Origin of the sequence: Microbacterium sp. Leaf288 (assembly GCF_001422925.1) — a bacterium.
GTDB lineage: Bacteria > Actinomycetota > Actinomycetes > Actinomycetales > Microbacteriaceae > Microbacterium.
In genome coordinates this window covers 41,780-64,064 of sequence record NZ_LMNI01000015.1, presented here as the reverse complement: position 1 = coordinate 64,064, position 22,285 = coordinate 41,780, and the positions used below count along the sequence as shown (strand labels likewise).

20 protein-coding genes are annotated in these 22,285 nt (G+C 69.5%); 14 read left to right on the top strand and 6 right to left on the bottom strand.

The window, feature by feature from the left end; translation table 11 throughout:
* Positions 1–145 precede the first annotated feature (145 nt).
* A complete protein-coding gene (lysS, locus tag ASF40_RS20100) occupies positions 146–1,660 on the top strand; it encodes a lysine--tRNA ligase (protein ID WP_056372497.1) in 1,515 nt (504 codons plus the stop codon).
* 29 nt (positions 1,661–1,689) lie between these two features.
* On the opposite strand, the gene ASF40_RS20095 is transcribed toward lysS, so the two are convergent.
* Complete coding sequence (locus tag ASF40_RS20095) at positions 1,690–2,997, bottom strand: DUF4192 family protein (RefSeq protein WP_056372496.1); 1,308 nt, start codon at positions 2,995–2,997, stop codon at positions 1,690–1,692.
* 118 nt (positions 2,998–3,115) lie between these two features.
* Here ASF40_RS20095 and ASF40_RS20090 point away from each other — a divergent pair, with 118 nt between their 5' ends.
* The 4 genes from ASF40_RS20090 to ASF40_RS20075 all read left to right on the top strand — a co-directional run bounded on the left by ASF40_RS20090 (position 3,116) and on the right by ASF40_RS20075 (position 7,456).
* Positions 3,116–3,310 (top strand): hypothetical protein, encoded by a 195-nt coding sequence (locus tag ASF40_RS20090; RefSeq protein ID WP_056372494.1) that lies wholly within the window; start codon positions 3,116–3,118, stop codon positions 3,308–3,310.
* A 160-nt stretch (positions 3,311–3,470) separates the two neighbouring features.
* Positions 3,471–4,937 carry a cardiolipin synthase gene (gene cls / locus ASF40_RS20085; protein ID WP_056372574.1) on the top strand — a complete coding sequence of 489 codons (1,467 nt, stop codon included), beginning with the start codon at positions 3,471–3,473 and terminating at the stop codon, positions 4,935–4,937.
* A gap of 125 nt (positions 4,938–5,062) precedes the next feature.
* Positions 5,063–5,800, top strand: coding sequence for a hypothetical protein (locus ASF40_RS20080; protein WP_056372573.1), 738 nt, complete (start codon positions 5,063–5,065; stop codon positions 5,798–5,800).
* Between the two features lie 828 nt (positions 5,801–6,628).
* Entirely contained in the window at positions 6,629–7,456 is an 828-nt protein-coding gene (locus ASF40_RS20075) for an endonuclease domain-containing protein (RefSeq protein WP_235560304.1), read from the top strand.
* A 100-nt stretch (positions 7,457–7,556) separates the two neighbouring features.
* Here the strand turns inward: ASF40_RS20075 and ASF40_RS20070 are convergent, their stop codons facing one another.
* From ASF40_RS20070 to ASF40_RS20060, 3 genes are read right to left on the bottom strand one after another with little or no spacing between them, the layout of a single operon-like run.
* Positions 7,557–7,787, bottom strand: a complete 231-nt coding sequence (locus ASF40_RS20070; protein WP_056372492.1) for a helix-turn-helix domain-containing protein — start codon at positions 7,785–7,787, stop codon at positions 7,557–7,559.
* Positions 7,784–8,389, bottom strand: a complete 606-nt coding sequence (locus ASF40_RS20065; protein WP_157549852.1) for a hypothetical protein — start codon at positions 8,387–8,389, stop codon at positions 7,784–7,786. Before ASF40_RS20065 ends, ASF40_RS20070 begins: the two co-directional genes overlap by 4 nt.
* Positions 8,390–8,391: 2 nt before the next feature.
* The gene (locus tag ASF40_RS20060; protein WP_056372487.1) at positions 8,392–9,135 is read right to left on the bottom strand and encodes a hypothetical protein; all 744 of its coding nucleotides are present in this window, start codon (positions 9,133–9,135) and stop codon (positions 8,392–8,394) included.
* 196 nt (positions 9,136–9,331) lie between these two features.
* Here ASF40_RS20060 and ASF40_RS20055 point away from each other — a divergent pair, with 196 nt between their 5' ends.
* The 3 genes from ASF40_RS20055 to ASF40_RS20045 all read left to right on the top strand — a co-directional run bounded on the left by ASF40_RS20055 (position 9,332) and on the right by ASF40_RS20045 (position 13,229).
* Complete coding sequence (locus ASF40_RS20055) at positions 9,332–11,857, top strand: ATP-dependent Clp protease ATP-binding subunit (protein ID WP_056372485.1); 2,526 nt, start codon at positions 9,332–9,334, stop codon at positions 11,855–11,857.
* 94 nt (positions 11,858–11,951) lie between these two features.
* Positions 11,952–12,455 (top strand): amino-acid N-acetyltransferase, encoded by a 504-nt coding sequence (locus ASF40_RS20050; RefSeq protein ID WP_056372483.1) that lies wholly within the window; start codon positions 11,952–11,954, stop codon positions 12,453–12,455.
* 78 nt (positions 12,456–12,533) lie between these two features.
* Positions 12,534–13,229, top strand: a complete 696-nt coding sequence (locus tag ASF40_RS20045; protein WP_056372481.1) for a hypothetical protein — start codon at positions 12,534–12,536, stop codon at positions 13,227–13,229.
* A 138-nt stretch (positions 13,230–13,367) separates the two neighbouring features.
* Here the strand turns inward: ASF40_RS20045 and ASF40_RS20040 are convergent, their stop codons facing one another.
* Positions 13,368–14,927, bottom strand: a complete 1,560-nt coding sequence (locus ASF40_RS20040; protein ID WP_056372479.1) for an amino acid permease — start codon at positions 14,925–14,927, stop codon at positions 13,368–13,370.
* A 180-nt stretch (positions 14,928–15,107) separates the two neighbouring features.
* Here ASF40_RS20040 and ASF40_RS20035 point away from each other — a divergent pair, with 180 nt between their 5' ends.
* The 6 genes from ASF40_RS20035 (at position 15,108) to ASF40_RS20010 (ending at position 20,615) form a co-directional block, all read left to right on the top strand.
* Positions 15,108–16,469: a glutamine synthetase family protein gene (locus tag ASF40_RS20035; protein WP_056372478.1), complete on the top strand. Its 1,362-nt coding sequence runs from the start codon at positions 15,108–15,110 to the stop codon at positions 16,467–16,469.
* A complete protein-coding gene (locus ASF40_RS20030; protein ID WP_056372475.1) occupies positions 16,450–17,205 on the top strand; it encodes a gamma-glutamyl-gamma-aminobutyrate hydrolase family protein in 756 nt (251 codons plus the stop codon). The genes ASF40_RS20035 and ASF40_RS20030 overlap by 20 nt, the downstream gene beginning before the upstream one ends.
* Entirely contained in the window at positions 17,202–18,563 is a 1,362-nt protein-coding gene (locus ASF40_RS20025) for an aldehyde dehydrogenase family protein (protein ID WP_056372474.1), read from the top strand. The genes ASF40_RS20030 and ASF40_RS20025 overlap by 4 nt, the downstream gene beginning before the upstream one ends.
* Before the next feature lie 100 nt (positions 18,564–18,663).
* Entirely contained in the window at positions 18,664–19,437 is a 774-nt protein-coding gene (locus ASF40_RS20020) for a 3-oxoacyl-ACP reductase (RefSeq protein ID WP_056372472.1), read from the top strand.
* A 9-nt stretch (positions 19,438–19,446) separates the two neighbouring features.
* Positions 19,447–20,163: a FadR/GntR family transcriptional regulator gene (locus ASF40_RS20015; RefSeq protein ID WP_056372470.1), complete on the top strand. Its 717-nt coding sequence runs from the start codon at positions 19,447–19,449 to the stop codon at positions 20,161–20,163.
* Positions 20,164–20,207: 44 nt separating this feature from the next.
* Entirely contained in the window at positions 20,208–20,615 is a 408-nt protein-coding gene (locus tag ASF40_RS20010; protein ID WP_056372468.1) for a hypothetical protein, read from the top strand.
* A gap of 229 nt (positions 20,616–20,844) precedes the next feature.
* Here ASF40_RS20010 and radA read toward each other — a convergent pair whose 3' ends face one another.
* The gene (gene radA, locus ASF40_RS20005; protein WP_056372466.1) at positions 20,845–22,215 is read right to left on the bottom strand and encodes a DNA repair protein RadA; all 1,371 of its coding nucleotides are present in this window, start codon (positions 22,213–22,215) and stop codon (positions 20,845–20,847) included.
* Positions 22,216–22,285: the final 70 nt, after the last annotated feature.

Here is a 22,285-nt window from a genome sequence, read left to right as displayed (position 1 = left end):
GTGCGACGAGCTTGCGACATCGCGTCGTCCGATCGTGTCGAGGGCGTTCGAAGGGCCGCCCCCGACCTTACTCGCGCCCTTGAGCACCTCGGTAGACTTGGGGGTCCGCGTTCTGCGGAGAACACCCCACCGAGGAGCCCACCCCGTGACCGACGCGACCGCGCCCGACGAGCCGACCGAAGAAGAAGTCTTCGAGCAGAAGGCCGTGCGGCTGGCCAAGCGCGAGCGACTGATCGCGGAGCGCACGGATGCCGCGGGTGGGGCCTATCCGGTCAGCCTGCCGATCACCGACACGATCCCGGCTCTGCGCGATCGGTTCGCCGACCTCGAGGCGGGGGCCGAAACCGGTGTCACCGCTGCGGTCGCCGGACGCATCGTCTTCAGCCGCAACACCGGAAAGCTCTGCTTCGCCTCGCTGCAGGCGGGCGACGGCAGCCGCATCCAGGCGATGGTTTCGCTCGCAGCCGTCGGCGACGAGTCGCTGCAGGCCTGGAAGGAGCTCGTCGACCTCGGAGACCACGTCTTCGTCTCGGGTGAGGTCATCTCGAGCCGCCGCGGCGAGCTGTCGATCATGGTGTCGCAGTGGCGCATCGCGTCGAAGGCCGTGCTCCCGCTGCCGAACCTGCACTCCGAGCTCAGTGAAGAGAGTCGCGTCCGCAGCCGCTTCCTCGACCTCATCGTGCGCGACCGCGCGCGCGACACGGTCCTCGCACGCGCGAAGGTCAACGCGAGCCTGCGACAGACGTTCGCGTCGCACGACTTCATCGAGGTCGAGACCCCGATGCTGCAGGTGCAGCACGGTGGAGCGTCGGCACGCCCGTTCATCACGCACTCCAACGCGTTCGACACGGACCTGTACCTCCGCATCGCGCCCGAGCTGTTCCTCAAGCGCGCCGTGGTCGGCGGCATCGACCGCGTCTTCGAGATCAACCGCAACTTCCGCAACGAGGGCGCCGACTCGACCCACAGCCCCGAGTTCGCGATGCTCGAGGCGTACCAGGCGTACAGCGACTACAACGGCATCGCCGACCTCACGCAGGAGCTGATCCAGAACGCGGCCGTGGCGATCTCGGGCTCGACCACGGTGATCTGGGCCGACGGCACCGAGTACGACCTGGGCGGGCGGTGGGACCGCCTGTCGATGTACGAGTCGCTGTCGGAGGCGGCGGGCCGCTCGATCACGCCCGAGACGCCGTTCGAGGACCTCGTCTCGCTCGCCGAGGCCGAGGGCGTCGACCTGCCGCCGCACGCGATCCACGGCAAGCTCGTCGAGGAGCTGTGGGAGCACTTCGTGAAGCCGGGCCTCGTGCGCCCCACCTTCGTCATGGACTTCCCGGTCGACACGAGCCCGCTCGTCCGCGAGCACCGCTCGATCGCCGGCGTCGTGGAGAAGTGGGACCTCTACGTTCGCGGCTTCGAGCTCGCGACCGGCTACTCCGAGCTCATCGACCCGGTCATCCAGCGGGAGCGCTTCGTCGAGCAGGCCAAGCTCGCCGCGAAGGGCGACCTCGAGGCGATGCGAATCGACGAGGAGTTCCTGCGCGCGCTCGAGCACGGCATGCCCCCGACCGGTGGCATGGGCATGGGCATCGACCGGCTGCTCATGGCGGTGACCGGGCTCGGCATCCGCGAGACGATCCTCTTCCCGCTCGTCAAGTAGTCCGCCGGCGGGATCCTCCCGCGCGCGGATCACGGGGCGCTCGCCCTCTGGAACGCCCAGTCCGGCAGGTGCCCGGCGTTCACGAACGACAGCACGATCTGCGACAGCCCGTGCTCGGACTCGATCTCGCATGCGCGCTCCGCGTAGGCCGCCGCATGGGTCGAGCGACCGAGAGCCCACGACAGCCACGCGCACATCGCGAGCGGACCCGGCTGCGCGTCCCGCGGCGCGACTGCGGCCGCCCCCCGCGACAGCTGCAGGGCGGTCTCGAGCCGTGACACCTGCGGGCGGTCGCCCTCTCCCCACATGCGCATCGCGAGGTGCGCCGGATACTCCTCGCCCGACTCCCACCGCAGCTGCGCATCGAACGCCTCGTCGCCCTGCGCCAGGTTGCCGCTCCACTGCACGAGCGCGACATCCCGCAGCGACGGGCGCGCGAGGCACCACACGAGGGCGGCGACGTCGTACGCGTCCGCCGCATCGCGCGGTCGTGCGAGGGCGTCCTCGAAGAACCCGGGCAGATCGTCGAACCGGCAGAAGGCCGCGAGCGCCTGCGGGTCGACCCGCGCTGCCTCGTCGGCGACGGATGCCGCAGCCTCCGCCGCGCCCGACACCGGCGCCGGAACGGGGCCGAGGTCGCTCACCCGCGCGCTCGGCAGCGCCGCGCTCGTCGCGTCCTCCGTTCCGCGGGCGAAGCCCGTCACCGCGTCGTCGCACGCGGTGCGGGCAGATCGCGCAGTGCGCGCCGCCGTCCCGCCGTCCGCCTGTGGTCCGCACAGCACCGCCACCGCCGTGTCGAGCGCCGTCATCGCCTTCGCGACCCGCTCCCGCTCCTCGGGCGAGCCTTCCGGCAGGTCGGCGCCCGTCGACTGATCGCCGTCCGGCTCCGGGATGTCTCCGGAGCCGATCCACTCCAGGTCGCCGAGCGATCTCCCCGTCGCGGGACACTCTGCGTCGAGGAACGAGCCCCACCCGTCGGCGCCGACGCACAGCAGATCGGTGACCCGCAGTCCGCACGCATCCGCGCGGCGCTCGAGCGCGGCGAGGAGGTCGCGATGCGGCATCCGTCTCTCGTCCTGGAACCGTGCTCCGGTATACGTGATCGCGGCGACGGCATCGGCCTCGGGGAGCCGGCACGCCATGCCCGCGACCGTCGCTGCGATCCGGTCGACGGCGTCCGCGTCGCCGTCGGGGAGGTCGAAGCGCATGGCGCCCAGGCTGCGGGCCCCGTGGAACGGGATCACCACGAGGCTCTGCGTCGGGTGGTAGCCGAGCATGCGGGGGACGAAGGAGAGGAACTGCGCGGCGTCCGCGGCTTTGACGATGGTAGGGGTCATGGGACGAGTGTCGTGACGCGCGAGGCCCTCACCGCCGTTTCCACAGGCGCCGCCGCTGCAAGGCCGAAAGAGATGCACTGGGGAGGAGGCGATACCCGCACGGCGTATCCTTGAAGACATGGATTACTGGGTCGCGGCGCTCTGGACGCTCCTGCCGACCGTCCTCGTGTCGCTGATCTTCTTCTTCGTGCTGCGCAGCATCGTCCGCGCCGACCGCACCGAGCGTCGTGTCTACGCGAAGATCGAGGCCGAAGAGCGCGCCAAGCGCGGGCTGCCGCCGGTGGCGCCCGGCACCGCTTCCACCGACGCCTGATCGGCGCCGGCGCCGGCGCCGCACGCCGATCCCGCGCGGCACGCGCCGACCTCGCTTGGATGAGGGCCGCGTCCGCCGCCCCCGATAGTGTGGGGCACACCGCTCGATCGGCGTGTCCGATCCGGTCGGTCCGCCCGACGCCGGGGAGAGGCTCCGCTCGATGATCACCATCACGTTCGACGCGACGTGGTGGGTGGTGCTCGTCTTCATCGTCGACATCGTCATCCGCGTCACGGCGATCATCGTGGTACCGCGCAACCGCCGCCCGACGGCGGCGATGGCGTGGCTGCTCGCCATCTATTTCATCCCGATCATCGGCGTCTTCCTGTTCCTGCTGATCGGCAACCCGCGGCTTCCGCGCAAACGCCGTCGCAAGCAGGAGCGCATCAACGACTACATCCACGACACCAGCGCGTCGCTGGACTTCGGAACACTGCGCCCGCACGCGCCGAGCTGGTTCACGTCGCTCGTGACGCTCAACCGCAATCTCGGTGCGATGCCCCTGGCGGGCGACAACGCCGCACACCTGATCCCCGACTACCAGGAGAGCCTCGACGCGATGGCGGACGCCATCCGCGAAGCCGAGCGGTTCGTGCACGTCGAGTTCTACATCCTGCAGGCGGATGCGGCGACCGACAACTTCTTCCGCGCGCTCGAAGAGGTGGCGGCGCGCGGCGTGACGGTGCGCGTGCTGCTCGATCACTGGGCGAACCGCGGCAAGCCGTTCTACAAGCGCACGCTCAAACGACTGACCGGGATGGGCGCGCAGTGGCACCTCATGCTCCCGGTGCAGCCGCTGCGCGGCAAGTACCAGCGGCCCGATCTGCGCAACCACCGCAAGCTCCTGGTCGTCGACGGCCGCGTCGCGTTCACCGGCTCGCAGAACGTCACCGCCTCGACGTACAACCTGCGCAAGAACATCAAGCGGGGCCTGCACTGGGTCGACCTCATGGCGCGCATCCAAGGCCCGGTCGTGGCATCCGTCAATGCCGTCTTCCTGAGCGACTGGTACAGCGAGACCGACGAGGTGCTCACCGACCAGATCGACCTGTTCGACGTGACGAGCGGGCCGGGCGATCTCGACTGCCAGATCATCCCCTCGGGACCGGGCTTCGAATTCCAGAACAATCTCAAGCTCTTCGCCGGGCTGCTCTATGCGGCGCAGCGCAAGATCATCGTGGTGAGCCCGTATTTCGTGCCTGACGAGGCGATGCTCCTGGCGATCACGACAGCGTGCCAACGCGGCATCCATGTCGAGCTCTTCGTGTCGGAGGAGGGCGACCAGGCGATCGTCTACCACGCGCAGCGCAGCTACTACGAGGCGCTGCTGCGCGCGGGCGTGAAGATCTGGATGTACAAGAAGCCGTTCATCCTGCACACGAAGAGCCTCACCATCGACGACGAGGTCGCCATCGTCGGCTCGAGCAACATGGACATGCGCTCGTTCGGTCTCAACATGGAGATCTCGATGCTCGTGCGCGGCGAGGAGTTCGTGCGCCAGATGCGCATCGTGGAAGACATGTACCGCTCGCTCTCGCGCGAGCTCACGCTCGAGGAGTGGGAGAAGCAGCCGCTGCGCTCGACGGTGCTCGACAATCTCGCGCGTCTCACCTCGGCGCTGCAGTAGGGCGTTCTCCCGGCGGATCGTGACCTCGACGTGATGGGAGTGCTGAGATTCCGGGGCGTTTTGCGACACGATATGGGTGACGGATGCCGCGGGGGATGGCGTCCGCGGAACTCCAGGAGGCCCTCATGCCCGTTCGCTCCCGTTCACTGCTCGCCGGGCTCGGCCTGGCGCTGCTCACCGCAGGACTCCTGACCGCCTGCGCGACCCCCGCCGGCGGCGGCGGCACCACCCCCTCGCCGGCCGCGACCGACAAGAGCGACGACAGCAACGAGCAGGAAGTCGGCGCGGCCTGGCTCGACGGCGGTCGCACGATCGGCATCGTCACGCAGGGTTCGTCGACATGCATCCCCACCGCCGAGGATGCGACCTACGACAACGGCATCATGAAGGTGACGCTGGTCGAGCCGGCGGGCGACACCGCCTGCACGCGGGACCTTGTTCCGCGGGTCTCCCTCGTGGGCGTGCCCGAGGGCGTCGACCCGGCGGCGGGCGTCGAGATCGAGGTGACCGGTGAGGGCTGGCACGGCGACACCGACCTCGAGGGCGTCGCCGGCCTCGCGGCCGACGGTGAGACGGACTACCTGCCGAGCGCCGGCTGGACCGACGTCGACGGCCAGTTCGTGATCCTGTCGTGGGGCTCGTCGTCGTGCGCCCCCACGATCGAGAACACCGAGCCGACCAGCGCGACCGAGGTCACCGTGACCTTCGTGACCCCGCCGGCCGACCAGGTCTGCACCATGGACATGGCCCCGCGCGGCGTCGTCACGGCGGTCAACGGCCTCGAAGACGAGGACGCCGAGACCTTCGCGATCCTCACCGGCGGCGAGTTCGACAACATCCGCATCCCGATCTACCCCAACTGACACCCGGATGGACGGATGCCGCGGCCCGCAGCATCCGTCCACCCCTCAGCCGCCCGCCCGCCCCCGCCTGCCGCCGACCCGCCCGCCCGCTCATCGCTCCGCAGTCACTCTTGGCGCGTTCCCGGCGTCGAGTTCCGCCCTAACTGACTGCGGAACGCCGTGGGCGAGCGCCGCGTGCCCCGGCGTTCGGTCACCGCGTACCGCGCCGTGCGGGCGCCGCGTACCCCGGCGTTCGGGCGCCTTCGTTCGGCAGTCACTTTTGGCGCGTTCCCGGCGTCGAGTCCCGCCCTAACTGACTGCGGAACGCCGTGGGCGGGCGCTGCGTACCCGGCCGTTCGGGCACCGCGTACCGCGCCGTGCGGGCGCCGCGTCCCCCGGCGTTCGCGCGCCGCGTACCGCGCCGTGCGGGCGCCGCGTGCCCCGGCGTTCGGGCGCCTTCGTTCGGCAGTCACCCTTGGCGCGTCCTGGGCCCCGAGTCCAGCCCTTACTGACTGCGGAGCGGCAGGCGCTGGTTCCTCCCCAAGGAGGAGCGGCGGTGCCGTTGTCCACAGCAGGCTGAACCGAGCGCCACCGCGAGCGACCGCGTTGTCAGGATCGGGCGGCATGCGCAGAACGCCGCTTCCACACGGTCTCGGGACGGTCTTCACGATCGCGGAGGCGAGGAGTGCCGGTGTCCCGAGGTCGAGGCTGCGGGCTCTCGACCTCGACAGCCCCTTCCGCGGGCTCCGCGTGGTGTGCGACGCAGCCCCCGCGTCGCCGGGAACGCGGTCCAAGGCGGAGGCGGCGACCGCAGCCATTCGCGAACGTGCCCTCCTCTACGCGCGGGTGATGCCCGCGAATCAGTTCTTCTCGCACGTGACCGCTGCAGTGTTGTGGGAGCTGCCACTTCCGTCTCGCGTCCTGACCGATGCGTTCGGTCGTCCCCGGATGCTCGACATCGCGGTGCGGGCTCCGCTGCGGCATCCGCGGCACGACGGAGTTCTCGGCCACCAGGTGAAGCAGCGAAGCGTCGCGGTCGTCGATCACGCGACCCACGGCGTTCCGCTGACGAGTCCCGCATTCACGTGGGTGATGCTGGCGGCGGTCGTGCGCGACGAGTACGACCTCGTAGCCCTCGCCGACGGGGTCGTCCGCGAGCAGATGTTCTCGGGGGACGCGCAGCCGCTCGGCACTCTCTCCGAGCTCGAATCGGCGGTGCGGTCTGGCCGGAGGGTGGGCATCAGGGCGTTGAGGGAGGCATTGCCCCGTGTGCGCACCCGTTCGGCGTCGCGAACGGAGACGCGCTGCAGGCTGATCATCGTCGACGCGGGTCTGCCCGAGCCACTCCTGAATCATGCAGTGTTCGACTCGATCGGGGGACTCATCGGAGTCGTCGACCTCGCGTACCCCGAGCTGAGGATCGCCATCGAGTACGAGGGCGAACACCATCTTCGCGATCCCGAGCAATGGGCGAAGGACATCGCTCGCTACGAGGCGCTGGCCAGCGCCGGCTGGTTCGTGATCCGTGTCACGAAGAACGACGTGTTCGACGGGCGGGCGGGCCTCGTCCGCCGCGTGCGGTCGGCAATCCGTTCCCGTCGCCGACGGCGACCTCCGCTGCCGCCGCTCCGCAGTCACTTCGGGTCGATCGCTGCACCGTCAAGTGACCGAAAGTGACTGCGGAGCGGGCGGGACGGGACGGGGCACGGGGCAGAACGGGTGTGGGGGACGGGGGCGGAGCGGGGACGGATGCTGCGGCGGTGGGCGGCTGGAATCCTCAATCCGCCCGCACCAGCAGGTCGCCGATCTCGCAGTCGAGCGCTCGGCAGATCGCCGAGAGGGTCGAGTAGCGGATCGCTCGCGCGCGGTCGTTCTTGAGGATCGACAGGTTCACGACCGAGACCCCGACGAGTTCCGACAGCCGTGTCAGGGTCATGCCGCGCTCCTCGAGCAGCTCGTCGAGCCGGCAGTGCACCCCGGAGGGGCCGTCGTCGTCGGCGGGAGTCACACGAGGCCTCGCACGTCGCGCTGGAGCCGCTCGCCGTGGGCGAAAGCGCCTGCGAGCACGCCGAAGACGATCGCCGCGATCCACGCCGGCGCGAACGCGACCAGGTCGAGCATGCCGAGCGGCTCGTAGACCAGCCCGAGCGTTTCCATCGCGCTGCGTCGGGCCATCGCGTCGCTGAGCATCACGAGGAGGGCCGTCGCGAAGACGGTCGCGCCGATGAGGGTGAGGCCGCGGGTCACCCGGCGGGCGAAGAAGTCGCCGGCGCGGAAGGCGAGCGCAACTCGGATGAGCGCACCGACCACGACGAGCGTTCCGATCACCGTCAGGACAGCCGACACGACCAGAAACACCATTCCGGTGACGTCGAGGTCGGGGACGAGTACCGCGGCCTGGGTGAGCACCCGCGAAGCAGGCGACGCCTCACCCTCGAGCTGCACGTCGACCGGGGTGTCGGTCACCGGCAGCGCGAACGGCACTCCTGCCGGGTCGAACACCGCGGCGATGCGAATCACAGCCCAGACGACCGCGCCGACTGCGACGGCGACCGAGTACAGCACCAGATCGAGTGCGCCGGGTGCGCCTTTGGTTGCGGCTTCCGTCATCATCAGACCAGGGCCTCCGTGTCCTTCTGCATGCGGACTCCGATCTGGAAGGCCGCCGCGACGAGCAGCAGCCCGAACGCCCAGCCGACGGGTGAGAGGTCGAGGCTCACCCAGAAGGTCGCGAACGACTCGGTTGCCGGTGCGGTGCTGATGTCTTTCACGAGTCGGTCCGCGCCGAGGTACTCGATGACCGACGATCGCGCGAGCGCGCCGGCGAACTGCGAGCCGAGCCCGCCGATCATGACGGCGATCGACGCTACGCCGATCGCGATCGGGAACGCGCGCGCGAACGGGCGCTCCCGCACCACGGTGAACGACAGCCAGGCGACGACGATGCTGATCGTGAGCGACGCGGCGAGCGGGAGCCCCTCCTCGATGTAGAAGAGCCATCGCGTGCCGTCGGGAAGTCCCATCACGTCGATCCAGACGGATTGGTAGCCCGCGGCGGCGACGTGGTCGACGCCCTCGAGGGATTCCGGCGTGGTGACTCCGGAGTAGTGCAGACCGTCGACGCGGAAGGGTTCGACGGTGAACATCCAGGAGGCGTTGCCCCACAGCGCCAGCGCGCACAGGAGGGCATTCATCATCGCTCCCGCACCGATGAGCGACGCGATCCACGACTCCGCGCGATTCAGGCCTCCGCTCGCACCGGCTCGCTTGCGGCGGACCATGAACAGCGACGCGGCGCCGACCACCGCGACCACGGGGACCGCGATCGTCAGCAGGTTCGCGGAGAGTGGATCCATATCGCTCGCTCCATATCGATAAACGTTGTTATCGAAAAACGATAAGCCCGATGGATGCTGCGGCGCAAGGCATCCGTTCCGTTTCGCGAGCGCTATGCCCACGGCGAACACGGCCGTGCGCTCCCGACCCGCTGGCTACCCTCGATGTAAGGCGAGATGGGCTCAGCAGACCCACACCGCCCTGGAGGAGTGAACGATGTTCGAGAGATTCACCGACCGTGCCCGTCGTGTGGTCGTCCTCGCCCAGGAAGAGGCGAAGATGCTGAACCACAACTACATCGGCACCGAGCACATCCTGCTCGGTCTCATCCACGAGGGCGAAGGGGTCGCCGCCAAGGCGCTCGAGAGCCTGGGCATCTCGCTCGACGCCGTGCGCGAGCAGGTGCAGGACATCATCGGCCAGGGCCAGCAGCAGCCGACCGGCCACATCCCCTTCACGCCGCGCGCCAAGAAGGTGCTCGAGCTCAGCCTCCGCGAGGCCCTGCAGCTGGGTCACAACTACATCGGCACCGAGCACATCCTCCTCGGCCTCATCCGCGAGGGCGAGGGCGTGGCCGCCCAGGTGCTCGTCAAGCTCGGCGCAGACCTCAACAAGGTGCGCCAGCAGGTCATCCAGCTGCTCTCGGGCTACCAGGGCAAGGAGCCCGCGGGTGTCGCAAGCGGCGCCGGCGAGCAGACCCAGGGCACGACGCAGGGCGGCTCGCAGGTGCTCGACCAGTTCGGCCGCAACCTCACGCAGGCCGCGCGCGACAACAAGCTCGACCCGGTCATCGGGCGCGAGAAGGAGATCGAGCGCGTGATGCAGATCCTGTCGCGCCGCTCCAAGAACAACCCCGTCCTCATCGGCGAGCCCGGTGTCGGAAAGACGGCGGTCGTCGAGGGCCTCGCCCAGGCCATCGTCAAGGGCGACGTGCCCGAGACGCTCAAGGACAAGCAGCTCTACTCGCTCGACCTCGGCTCGCTCATCGCCGGTTCCCGCTACCGCGGTGACTTCGAGGAGCGACTGAAGAAGGTCACCAAGGAGATCCGCACGCGCGGCGACATCATCGTCTTCATCGACGAGATCCACACCCTCGTGGGTGCGGGTGCCGCCGAGGGAGCGATCGACGCCGCGTCCATCCTCAAGCCGCTCCTCGCGCGTGGCGAGCTCCAGACGATCGGCGCGACCACGCTCGACGAGTACCGCAAGCACTTCGAGAAGGATGCTGCGCTCGAGCGTCGCTTCCAGCCGATCCAGGTCGCCGAGCCGAGCCTGCCCCACGCGATCAACATCCTCAAGGGGCTGCGCGACCGCTACGAGGCGCACCACAAGGTGCAGATCACCGACGGCGCGATCGTCGCGGCGGCGAACCTCGCCGACCGCTACATCTCGGACCGGTTCCTCCCCGACAAGGCCATCGACCTGATCGACGAGGCCGGCGCCCGCCTGCGTCTGTCGATCCTGTCCAGCCCGCCGGAGCTGCGCGAGTTCGACGAGAAGATCGCCAAGGTGCGCGAAGACAAGGAGCGCGCCTCCGAGGACCAGGACTTCGAGAAGGCCGCGTCGCTGCGCGACGAGGAGAAGTCCCTGCTCGCCGAGCGCCTGCGCCTCGAGAAGCAGTGGCGCTCGGGTGACGTCGCCAGCCACGCCGTCGTCGACGAGGGCCTGATCGCCGAGGTGCTCGCCCAGGCGACCGGCATCCCGGTGTTCAAGCTCACCGAGGAGGAGTCGAGCCGTCTCGTCTTCATGGAGAAGGCGCTGCACCAGCGCGTCATCGGCCAGGAGGAGGCGATCGCCGCCCTCTCGAAGACGATCCGCCGCCAGCGCGCGGGCCTCAAGGACCCGAAGCGTCCGTCGGGCTCGTTCATCTTCGCCGGCCCCACGGGCGTCGGAAAGACCGAGCTGGCCAAGGCGCTCGCCGAGTTCCTCTTCGACGACGAGCACGCACTCATCTCGCTCGACATGTCGGAGTTCGGTGAGAAGCACACCGTCTCGCGTCTGTTCGGTGCCCCTCCCGGGTTCGTCGGGTTCGAAGAGGGCGGCCAGCTCACCGAGAAGGTGCGCCGCAAGCCCTTCTCGGTCGTGCTCTTCGACGAGATCGAGAAGGCCCACCCCGACATCTTCAACTCGCTCCTGCAGATCCTCGAAGAGGGTCGCCTGACCGACGGTCAGGGCCGCGTCATCGACTTCAAGAACACGGTGATCATCATGACGACGAACCTCGGTTCGTCGGCGATCGCCGGTGGCCCCGTGGGCTTCCAGGTCGAGGGCAACAGCGGCACGACCTACGAGCGCATGAAGGGCAAGGTCAACGAGGAGCTGAAGCGCAACTTCAAGCCCGAGTTCCTCAACCGCGTCGACGACATCATCGTCTTCCCGCAGCTCGATAAGGACGAGCTGCGCCAGATCGTGGGCCTGTTCACCAAGCGTCTCGGTGAGCGTCTGCTGGATCGTGACATGACGATCGAGCTGACGGATGCCGCGAAGGACAAGCTCATCGAGATCGGCTTCGACCCCGCGCTCGGCGCCCGTCCCCTCCGCCGCGCCATGCAGCGCGAGGTCGAAGACCGTCTGTCGGAGAAGATCCTGCACGGCGAGCTCGATGCGGGCGACCACGTGAAGGTCGACGCGCAGAACGGCGAGTTCGTCTTCGAGCACGGCCCGCGCGGCGACAAGGTCGCCGTCGGCGTCGTCCACAACGGCGAGATCACCGCGACGCCGGATCTCGCTGCGAACGCGTAAACCCTGATCGGAACGAAGAGCGGATGCTGCGGCATCCGCTCTTCGTCGTTCGTGGGTGCGTTCGTCGGCGAGCGGGGGGTCTTACGCTGGACGGGTGGCAGAGTTCACAGTCAGGCCGGCGCGCACGAGCGACGTCCGCCGCATTCAGGCGCTCCTCGAGCCGTTCGTGCAGCGGCGGATCCTCCTCGGCAAGGACCTCGTCGTGCTGTACGAGGCGACGCAGCAGTTCCTCGTCGCCGAGGATGCGAACGGCGACCTGATCGGCTGCGGCGCGCTGCACGTCATGTGGGAGGACCTCGGCGAGGTCCGCACCCTCATCGTCGCCGACGGCTGGCTGCACCACGGTGTGGGTCGCGCGATCGTCGAGGGCCTCGAGACGAACGCCCGCACGCTCGGCCTCTCTCGCCTGTTCTGCCTGACGTTCGAGGTCGACTTCTTCACGCGTCGCGGGTTCGAGCAGATCGGCGAGCAGGTCGTCGACCCCGACGTGTACTCGCAGCTCATCCGCTCTCCTGACGAGGGTGTCGCGGAGTTCCTCGATCTCGCGCACGTGAAGCCGAACACCCTCGGCAACACCCGCATGATCAAGCGTCTCTGACGCTCGCGCGGCCGCCGGGTCGCGGCATCCGGGGCGCGCCGACGGGAGAAGGCGACGCCCGCCGTTAGCCTGTTGAGCATGACCGGCACCAGCCCCCGACGTCGCCCCTCCCAGGCGGTCTACCGTCGCCGGCGGCTCGTGCTGATCATCGGGCTGCTGGTCATCGCCGCGGTGGTCTGGCTGCTCATCGCGCAGCCGTGGGCGGGGGCGGCGACGACCTCGTCCGACGAGAAGTCCCCGGCGAAGAACACGGCCGAGGCTCTGCCGGTGCCGTCGTCGCAGGCGACGACCGGGGGAACCGCCACCGGGGCCGTCGAAGGTGCTGTCGTCGAAGGGCAGACCCCGACGCCCGGCGCCACTCCCACTGCGCAGCCCTGTGTCGCGAGCGAGATCACGGTCGAGCCGGTCACCAGCGCCGACACCTATGCGGGCGATCAGCAGCCGCAGTTCACCATCACGCTCACCAACAACGGTCCCGACTGCACGATGAACGTCGGCACGAGCGCCCAGTCGTTCACGGTCACCAGCGGCGACGACATCTGGTGGCGCTCGACCGACTGCCAGAGCGAGCCCAGCGACATGATCGTGCTGATCGCCGCCGGGCAGACGGTGTCGAGTGCGACGGCCCTCTCGTGGGATCGCACGCGCTCCGCGGTCGGCACCTGCGCCGACGGCAACCGCCCGATGGCTCCCGGCGGCGGCGCCTCGTACCACCTGTCGGTCGAGATCGGCGGCATCCCCTCCACCGAGCCGAAGCAGTTCCTGCTCTACTGACGCACACCTCGGACCGATGACGGATGCCGCGGGGCACAGCATCCGTGTTCCAGATCGTCCGTGTGACGCAGTGGAGCGGGGCGTCCCCCAGGCCGCCCCGCTCCTCTTCCCCTGCACAAGGTGTTTTTGGCCGAACACCTAGGGCTTGTTGTCGAAGACCTCTTTCTCCATCGCGTCGTAGCCCTCCGCCTGCGGATCGCGGTGCTGGCCGCCGGACAGCGCGTACTCCTCTTCCGGAGAGAGCACGAGGCGGTGGCGGCCGACGAGGGCGAAGATGACGAGGCCGATGACATAGAGCACGCCGATCGCGATGATCGCGGCCGTGTATCCGGGATTGATGAACTGGCCGATGAACGTCGCGAGTGCGATGACACCGGCGATGGCGGCGCCTGCGATGCCGACCGGGCTGCGGTACGGGCGCGCGACGTTCGGCAGCTTCACCTTGAGCACGATGTACGACACCATCTGCAGCAGGTAGGAGATGACAGCGCCCCACACCGCGATGTTGAGCACGATCGCGTTCGAGACGGCGCCGATGTCCTCGTTGGCCTTCGTGATGAGGTCGACGCCGACGAGCACGACGAAGCCGATGATCGCGCCCGTGAGCAGAGCCACCCACGGCGTCTGGCGCTTGCCCGTGAGCGACAGGAACTTGGGGTAATAGCCCGCGCGCGACAGGGAGTACATGTTGCGTCCGTACGCGAACATGATGCCCTGCAGCGAGGCGAGCAGGCCGATCAGGGCGAACAGGGCGAGCACCGCGGCCAGCTGGGGCGGCAGGAACGCTCGGAAGCCGTCGAGCAGCGGTTCGCCGCTCGCCGCGATCGCGGCCGAGCCGGTGACCGCCGGGTTCAGGAACAGCACGATGGCGCCGGTGAAGATGAGCGTCAGCAGGCCCCAGATGCCCGCGCGGGGGATGTCCTTCTGAGGGTTGTGCGCCTCTTCTGCCGCGAGGGGGAGCTCTTCGATCCCGAGGAAGAACCACATCGCGAACGGCAGGGCGAACAGGATGCCCATGCCACCGAAGGGCAGGAACTCCGACGATCCGGCGACGGACTCATCGGGCGCGATGTCCCACACGCGGGAGAAGTCCACGGCGCCGTTCGCGAACGCGAGCACGCCGAAGAGCACGAGGATGCCGATGGTCAGGATCGACACGACGACGGCGAAACGGAACGAGATCGCGGCCCCCGCCGTGTTGAGACCGATGAACACGGCGTAGAGGACGATCCACCAGACCCACTGGAGTCCCGCCGCCTTCAGGTCGAACGCCCCGCTGGTGAGGATCGAGAAGATGCCGTTCAGGTAGTCGGCGGAGAAGAGCACGATCACGCCCGTGGTGAAGACGTACTCGATGGTCTCGGCGAAGCCGGTGACGAAGCCGCCCCAGGGGCCCATCGCCGATCGGGCGAACGAGTAGGCACCGCCCGTGTGGGGCAGCGCCGCCGACATCTCGCCGATCGAGAAGAGCATGCCGAAGTACATGACGATGATGATCAGCGTCGCGATCAGCAGCCCGCCCCAGCCGGCGGCTCCGAGGCCGAAGTTCCAGCCCGAGAAGTCGCCCGAGACGACCGCAGCGACGCCGAGGCCCCACAGACCCCAGAATCCGGCTGCCCGGGTGAGCTGGCGTTTCTGGAAGTACTCGCTGCCGGCCTGCGTGTAGGTGACGCCGCCGACGGATCGGGAATCTGACATGACGGGCTCCTCGCTCTCGGGAAAGCGCGCGCGATTTCTACGGATGTATCGCCTCTGGGCAAGAGAATGGCGCGAAAGGTACTTCGTGTCTACCTTTAGAAGCAACTTCGTCCCGCGCGACGCCCGATACGGTGGAATGGGCGGGGCGAAAAGGACGCCTTGCCCACCAATGGAGGACTCATGACGGCCCAGGCCCCTCTCAGCGTCTCCGATCTCGACGCCGCGATCGCCGCGGGTGACATCGACACCGTCATCGTCGCGTTCGCCGACGCCCAGGGCAGGCTCGTCGGCAAGCGGGTATCGGCGCGGCTCTTCCAGGAGGAGGTGCTGCCGCACGGTGCGGAGGCGTGCAACTACCTGCTGTCGGTGGACGTCGATATGAACACCGTCGACGGCTACGCGATGTCGAGCTGGGAGACCGGCTACGGCGACATGATGCTGCGGCCCGACGTCTCCACCCTCCGACGCATTCCGTGGCTGCCCGGATCCGCGATGGTCATGGCCGATCTCACGTGGGAGAACGGCGATCCGGTGGTGCAGTCGCCGCGCGACATCCTGAACCGCCAGCGCGAGCGGCTCGCCGACCGCGGTCTCGTGGCCTTCTCCGGGACGGAGCTCGAGTTCATCGTCTTCGACGACACGTATCGGGATGCCTGGGCCAAGGGCTATCGCGATCTCACACCGTCCACCGACTACAACGTCGACTACGACCTGCTCGCCTCGGGCCGCCTCGAACCTCTCCTGCGCGACATCCGCCTGTCGATGGACGGGGCAGGCCTCTACACCGAGGGTGTCAAGGGCGAGTGCAACCTGGGCCAGCAGGAGATCGCGTTCCGGTTCGCCGAGGTGCAGCAGACGGCGGACCAGCACGCGATCTATAAGAACGGCGCGAAGGCGATCGCCGGACATCACGGCAAGTCGCTCACGTTCATGGCCAAGTTCAACGAGCGGGAGGGCAACAGCTGCCACATCCACCTGTCGGTGCGCTCGGCGACGGGGGACCCCGTGATGGCCGGCGACGGCGCGCACGGCTTCAGCCCGCTCATGGAGCACTGGATCGCCGGCGTCCTGGCGACTCTCCGGGAGTTCACGCTGCTCTACGCGCCCAACATCAACTCGTACAAGCGCTTCGCGAAGGGCTCGTTCGCCCCGACCGGCGTCGCGTGGGGCGTCGACAACCGCACGTGCGCGCTGCGGGTGGTCGGCCACGGCTCGTCGCTGCGCGTCGAGAACCGCGTGCCGGGCGGCGACGTCAACCCGTACCTCGGCATCGCCGCCATCATCGCGGGAGGCCTCCACGGCATCGAGCACGAACTGCCCCTGCCCGACCGGCTGGAGGGCAATGCCTATACGGCCGGCGTCGACCACCTGCCGACCACGTTGCGCGAGGCGGCGCAGCTCTTCGACGAATCGGCCATCGCCCGGGCGGCGTTCGGCGACGACATGGTCGACCACTACCTGAACCAGGCGCGCATCGAGGTCGAGACCTACGACGCCGCCGTGACCGACTGGGAGAGGGTCCGTGGCTTCGAACGCCTCTGAAGGACGCAAGCCCGTGATCGGTCTGACGACCTACCTCGAGCAGGCGAAGCAGGGCGTGTGGGACGTCCGTGCGGCGTTCCTCCCGCAGGTCTACTTCGACTCCGTGACGGCGTCGGGCGGTGTGGCCGTGCTGCTGCCGCCGCAGCCGGACCCCGAGATCGCCGCCGAAGCTGTGCTGAACGGGCTCGACGGCCTGATCCTCACCGGAGGGCTCGACGTGCAGCCGGAGCTCTATGGGGCAGAGCGGCATCCGCGCACCGACGCTCCGCGTCCGGATCGCGACGCCTGGGAGCTCGCGCTGTTCCGAGGCGCGGAGCAGCGCCGGCTTCCGGTGCTCGCGATCTGCCGCGGCCTGCAGCTCGTGAACGTCGCGCGCGGAGGCACACTGCATCAGCATCTGCCTGAGGCGCTCGGCACCGAACGATTCCGTGTCGGCGGGGGCATCTTCGCGACGAACGACGTCATCGTCGACGAAGGGTCGCGTCTGGCGGAGCTCGTCGGACCCGGTGCGCTCGAGGTGCACAGCTACCACCACCAGGGCGTCGACCGCCTCGGCGAAGGACTCGTCGCGACAGCCCACACCGACGGACTCGTGCAGGCGTTCGAGTCGGACGGCGAGGGCTACGTGCTCGGCGTGCAGTGGCACCCCGAGCAGAACCAGGAGGACCGTCGGCTGTTCGCGGGGCTCGTGGCCGAGGCATCCGTCTATGCATCGCGAGGAGTGCCGAGCGCATGAGCGTGTTCACCGTCATCAACCCGGCGACCGCGCTGCCGATCCATGAGGTCGCTCGCGCGAGCGTGGACCAGACGGATGCTGCGATCTCGCGGGCCGTCGTCGCGCAGCGTTCGTGGGCGTCGCTGCCGCCGGTCGCGCGCGCCGACGCGCTGCGGTCGTTCGCGCGGGTGGTCGAGGCGCACATCGAGGAGCTGGCGCAGCTGGAGGTGCTGAACTCGGGTCACCCGATCGGCTCGGCGCGCTGGGAGGCGTCGCACGTCGCACAGGTGCTGAACTTCTACGCCGGGGCGCCCGAGCGGCTGTCGGGGCAGCAGATCCCGGTCGCCGGCGGGCTCGACGTGACGTTCCACGAGCCGTACGGGGTCGTGGGCATCATCGTGCCGTGGAACTTCCCGATGACGATCGCGTCATGGGGGTTCGCGCCGGCGCTCGCCGCGGGCAACGCCGTCGTGCTGAAGCCCGCCGAGCTGACTCCGCTCACGGCGATCCGGCTGGGGGAGCTCGCGCTTCTCGCCGGATTGCCCGAGGGGCTGTTCGAGGTCGTCACCGGGTCGGGCTCGGTCGTCGGGCAGCGGTTCGTCTCGCACCCGGATGTGCGCAAGGTCGTCTTCACCGGCTCGACCTCGGTGGGGACGGATGTCGCGGCCGGCTGTGCGCGCGAGCTCAAGCCCGTCACCCTGGAGCTCGGCGGCAAGAGCGCCAACATCGTGTTCGCCGACGCCGACCTCGAGAAGGCCGCGGCATCGGCACCGGGTGCGGTGTTCGACAACGCCGGGCAGGACTGCTGCGCCCGCAGCCGCATCCTCGTCGAGCGATCGGTGTACGACCGGTTCCTCGAGCTGCTCGAGCCCGCGGTGCAGGCCTGGCGCGTCGGCGACCCCGCGGACGAGGCGACAGAGATGGGCCCGCTGATCTCGGCCTCGCATCGCTCGACCGTCGAAGGGTTCCTCGATGGTGCGGACGTCGCGTTCCGTGGGTCCGCGCCGTCCGGAGACGGCTTCTGGTTCGCGCCCACGGTGGTGCTGGCGGACCCCGCCGACCGCATCGCGCGCGAGGAGGTCTTCGGACCCGTCGTCGCGGTGCTGCCGTTCGAGGACGAAGCCGGAGCGATCCGTCTCGCGAACGACACGATCTACGGTCTCGCCGGCTCGATCTGGACGGAGAACCTCGGCCGTGCCGTACGCGTCTCTCGGGGTGTGAAGAGCGGCGTGCTGTCGGTCAACTCGCACTCCTCGGTGCGGTACTGGACCCCGTTCGGCGGCATGAAGGCGTCGGGGCTCGGCCGCGAGCTCGGCCCCGACGCCGCCGAGCACTTCACCGAGACCAAGAACGTCTTCTTCGCGACGGACGCCTCGTGATCGGCATTCACCACCGTTGCGATGTCCGGACTTCGCGGCCTGCGGGGCGCGGAATCCTGCAAAGTCCGGACTTCGCACGGCTGAAATGGAAGGGAACAGCATGGATCTGACCCAGCGGCTCAAGGACCGGGTGGCCGTCATCACGGGCGGGGCATCCGGCATCGGCCTCGCGACCGCACGGCGGTTCGCCGCCGAGGGCGCACGCGTCGTGATCGCCGACCTCGACCCCGCGACGGGCGAGCGTGCTGCCGCCGAGGTGGACGGCCTGTTCAGGCTCGTGGACGTCGCGGACGAGGCATCCGTCAACATGCTCTTCGACTCGGTCGCGGGCGACCTCGGGCGCCTCGACATCGCCTTCAACAACGCCGGCATCTCACCCGCCGACGACGACTCGATCGAGACGACCGAGCTGCCGGCCTGGGATCGCGTGCAGGACGTCAACCTCAAGAGCGTGTACCTGTGCTCGCGCGCGGCGCTGCGGCACATGGTGCCGGCCGGCACGGGCTCGATCATCAACACCGCCTCGTTCGTGGCGCTGCTCGGTTCGGCGACATCGCAGATCTCGTACACCGCGTCCAAGGGCGGCGTGCTCGCCATGACCCGCGAACTCGGCGTGCAGTTCGCGCGGCAGGGAGTGCGCGTGAACGCGCTGTGCCCGGGTCCGGTGAACACCCCGCTGCTGCAGGAGCTCTTCGCGAAGGACCCCGAGCGCGCGCAGCGCCGGCTCGTGCACGTGCCGATGGGCCGCTTCGCCGAACCCGAGGAGCTCGCGGCCGCGGTCGCCTTCCTCGCGTCGGACGACGCGTCGTTCATCACCGCGAGCACGTTCGTCGTCGACGGCGGCATCACGAACGCCTACGTCACCCCGCTGTAAGGTCTCGCCATGACCGATGCCCCGCTGCAGGAGGTGCGCAAGGCCGTCTACCGGCCGGTGCGCGAGGGCAACGCGCTCGAAGACACCGTCGCGCGTCTGGTGCAGACGATCCGGCTCGGCGTCGTCGCGCCGGGGGAGTCGCTCCCGTCCGAGCGCGAGCTCGCCGTGCTCTACGCCGTGAGCCGCGACACGGTGCGCGAGGCGATCCGTGAGCTCGCCGACACCGGCTACCTCGTGCGGCGCCGGGGCCGCTACGGCGGCACGTTCGTCGCGGACCCGCTGCCGCAGCCGCCGCACCCCCGCGACGTCACGGCCGCCGAGCTCGAGGACGTCCTCGGCCTTCGCCGCGTGCTCGAGGCGGGCGCGGCGCGCGCCGCCGCCGGACGCACGCTCGACGCCGCCGCCCGCGACGAGCTGTGGGCTCGCTACGAGGTCGTGGCCGAGGCATCCGAAGCCGACTATCGCCGGCTCGACACCCTGCTCCATCTGACGATCGCCGAGCTCGCCGCCATCCCGTCGCTCGTCGCGCTCGCCGCCGAGAACCGCGCGCGCGTGAACGAGTGGCTCGACACGTTCCCGTTGCTGCCGCGCAACATCGAGCACTCCAACGTGCAGCACGAGCGCATCGTGACGGCGATCCTCGCGGGGCGACCGGATGCTGCGGAAGCCGCGATCCTCGAACACCTCGCCGGCTCGGAGGCCCTGTTGCGCGGCTTCCTCGCCTGACTGACCGCCGCGTCACCACTGCGTCGGGCGATTACGCTGGACAGGTGGCAGGCAAGAAGCGCGTGAAGAAGGCCGCAGCGGCGGACTTCCGCAATCCTCAGCTCGGCGACGCGCTCCAGACGCAGGACATGGCAGCCGTCGCCTTCGCGCTGCGTCACGGCCCCACCGTCGTGCCGCTGATGCGGCCCGGGCACCGCGACAACCCGCTGGATGTCGGCGAGGTGTGGACCTACCGTGACGCGAAGACCGGTGACATCGCGCTGCTGCTGTTCAGCGACGCCGCCCATAAGCCCGAGACGCTGCCGCCGGGCGTCGCGCTGCAATCGCCGACGTGGCTGCGCGCCTTCCTCGGCGCGCACGAGGACGAGATCACCACTGTCTTCTTCGACATCGCGGGGCCCCACCCGCTGCAGGCCTCGCCCGCCGACCTGATCGCCGCCCTCGACGCCTGACCGCGGTCGGGACGCGACGCCCCCCCGACCAAGTGCCCTCGTTCGACGACCCGGCGACACTCCGGGCGACAGGTTTGCGTCGCCGGGGACGACGGGGCAGACTCGCCGGGTGGAATTCCTGCTCGTCGGAATCGTGTGCGCGGCCGGCCTCGTGATCCCCATCGTGCTCGGGTACGTCGACCCTGGGCGTCGACGCCGGCCTCGCGGACGCTGAGCCGACCGGCCGGGATCAGAACTCCGGGATGTCTTCCCCGGGTCGGCCTTTCGAGCGCACCCGCACGTCGCTGACGGCGCCGCCCAGCGATCCGGAGCGGTGGTCGATGACGTCGCGGTAACCGAGACGCGCGCCCTCGCTCCGTCGCTGAGCCGCCTGCGTGACGGGCCGCACCTCGCCGGCCAGGCTCAGCTCGCCGACCACGGCGATGTGTCGGGGAATCGTCCAGCCCTCGACCGCGCTGGCGACGGCGAGCGCGATCGCGAGGTCGGCCGCAGGCTCGGCGAACCTCACACCGCCGACGGTCGAGACGTAGACGTCCTGATCCGAGGTCTTGATCTTCATCCGCTTCTCGAGCACGGCGAGCACCGTCGCGACGCGCGCCGCATCGACGCCGTTCACGATCCGGCGCGGGTTGCCCGACTTGCTGTCGATCGTGAGGGCTTGCACCTCGACCGGCAGCGCGCGGCGGCCCTCGAGCGCGATCGACACGCACGTGCCCGGCTCGGTGCTGCCGTGCCCCAGGAACAGGGCGCTGGGGTCGGGCACCTCGGCGATGCCGGCGCCCGTCATGTCGAAGCACCCGACCTCGTCCGTCGGCCCGAAGCGGTTCTTGAGCGCGCGCACGAACCGGAGCGACGTCTGCCGATCGCCCTCGAACTGGCACACCACATCGACCAGGTGCTCGAGGATGCGCGGACCGGCGATCGAGCCGTCCTTCGTGACGTGGCCGACGATGATCGTCGGCAGTCCGCGATCCTTCGCGACCCGGATGAGCGTCGCGGCGACCTCGCGCACCTGCGACGGATGCCCCGCCATGCCCTCCGACATCGCGGACGACACCGTCTGCACCGAGTCGACGATGAGCAGGTCGGGCGCCACATCGTCGACGTGCCCGAGGATCGTCGCGAGATCGGTCTCGCTCGCGAGGTACAGCTCGTCATGGAGGGCGCCGGTTCGTTCGGCCCGCAGCCGAACCTGAGCGGTCGACTCCTCTGCCGAAGCGTAGAGAACGCGCCGCCCCGCCTGGGCGGACTGCGCGGCGACCTCGAGCAGCAGGGTCGATTTGCCGACGCCCGGCTCGCCCGAGAGCAGGATCGCAGCCCCGGGCACCAGACCTCCGCCGAGGACGCGGTCGAACTCGCCGACGCCCGTGGTGCGCCGCGGGGCGTCGGACGTGTCGATGCGCGTGATCGGCTGCGCCGCGCGCCCCGCACCGGGGGAGACCGGCGTCACGGAGCGGAGGATGCCGGTCTGCTCGGCGGCCTCGACCACGGTGCCCCACTGCTGGCACTCGCCGCAGCGCCCGACCCACTTGAGCGTGGTCCAGCCGCACTCGGTGCACCGGTAGGGGGCTGTCTGCGTCGGGCGTCGGGCAGCGGGCATGCGATGAGCCTACGTCCGGCCCGCGACATCGCCGCCGAGCCCCGCTGAGCCCGCGCGGGACGAAGGCGAG

Excerpts from the sequence above, each read along its gene's own strand:
- cls (WP_056372574.1), top strand. The coding sequence starts at position 3,471 with ATGATCACCATCACGTTCGACGCGACGTGGTGGGTGGTGCTCGTCTTC.
- ASF40_RS20060 (WP_056372487.1), bottom strand. The coding sequence starts at position 9,135 with ATGGATCCACTCTCCGCGAACCTGCTGACGATCGCGGTCCCCGTGGTC.
- ASF40_RS20055 (WP_056372485.1), top strand. The coding sequence starts at position 9,332 with ATGTTCGAGAGATTCACCGACCGTGCCCGTCGTGTGGTCGTCCTCGCC.
- ASF40_RS20020 (WP_056372472.1), top strand. The coding sequence starts at position 18,664 with ATGGATCTGACCCAGCGGCTCAAGGACCGGGTGGCCGTCATCACGGGC.
- ASF40_RS20045 (WP_056372481.1), top strand. The coding sequence starts at position 12,534 with ATGACCGGCACCAGCCCCCGACGTCGCCCCTCCCAGGCGGTCTACCGT.
- ASF40_RS20065 (WP_157549852.1), bottom strand. The coding sequence starts at position 8,389 with ATGACGGAAGCCGCAACCAAAGGCGCACCCGGCGCACTCGATCTGGTG.
- ASF40_RS20080 (WP_056372573.1), top strand. The coding sequence starts at position 5,063 with ATGCCCGTTCGCTCCCGTTCACTGCTCGCCGGGCTCGGCCTGGCGCTG.
- ASF40_RS20090 (WP_056372494.1), top strand. The coding sequence starts at position 3,116 with ATGGATTACTGGGTCGCGGCGCTCTGGACGCTCCTGCCGACCGTCCTC.
- radA (WP_056372466.1), bottom strand. The coding sequence starts at position 22,215 with ATGCCCGCTGCCCGACGCCCGACGCAGACAGCCCCCTACCGGTGCACC.
- ASF40_RS20035 (WP_056372478.1), top strand. The coding sequence starts at position 15,108 with ATGACGGCCCAGGCCCCTCTCAGCGTCTCCGATCTCGACGCCGCGATC.
- ASF40_RS20040 (WP_056372479.1), bottom strand. The coding sequence starts at position 14,927 with ATGTCAGATTCCCGATCCGTCGGCGGCGTCACCTACACGCAGGCCGGC.
- ASF40_RS20095 (WP_056372496.1), bottom strand. The coding sequence starts at position 2,997 with ATGACCCCTACCATCGTCAAAGCCGCGGACGCCGCGCAGTTCCTCTCC.
- ASF40_RS20015 (WP_056372470.1), top strand. The coding sequence starts at position 19,447 with ATGACCGATGCCCCGCTGCAGGAGGTGCGCAAGGCCGTCTACCGGCCG.
- ASF40_RS20025 (WP_056372474.1), top strand. The coding sequence starts at position 17,202 with ATGAGCGTGTTCACCGTCATCAACCCGGCGACCGCGCTGCCGATCCAT.
- ASF40_RS20075 (WP_235560304.1), top strand. The coding sequence starts at position 6,629 with ATGCCCGCGAATCAGTTCTTCTCGCACGTGACCGCTGCAGTGTTGTGG.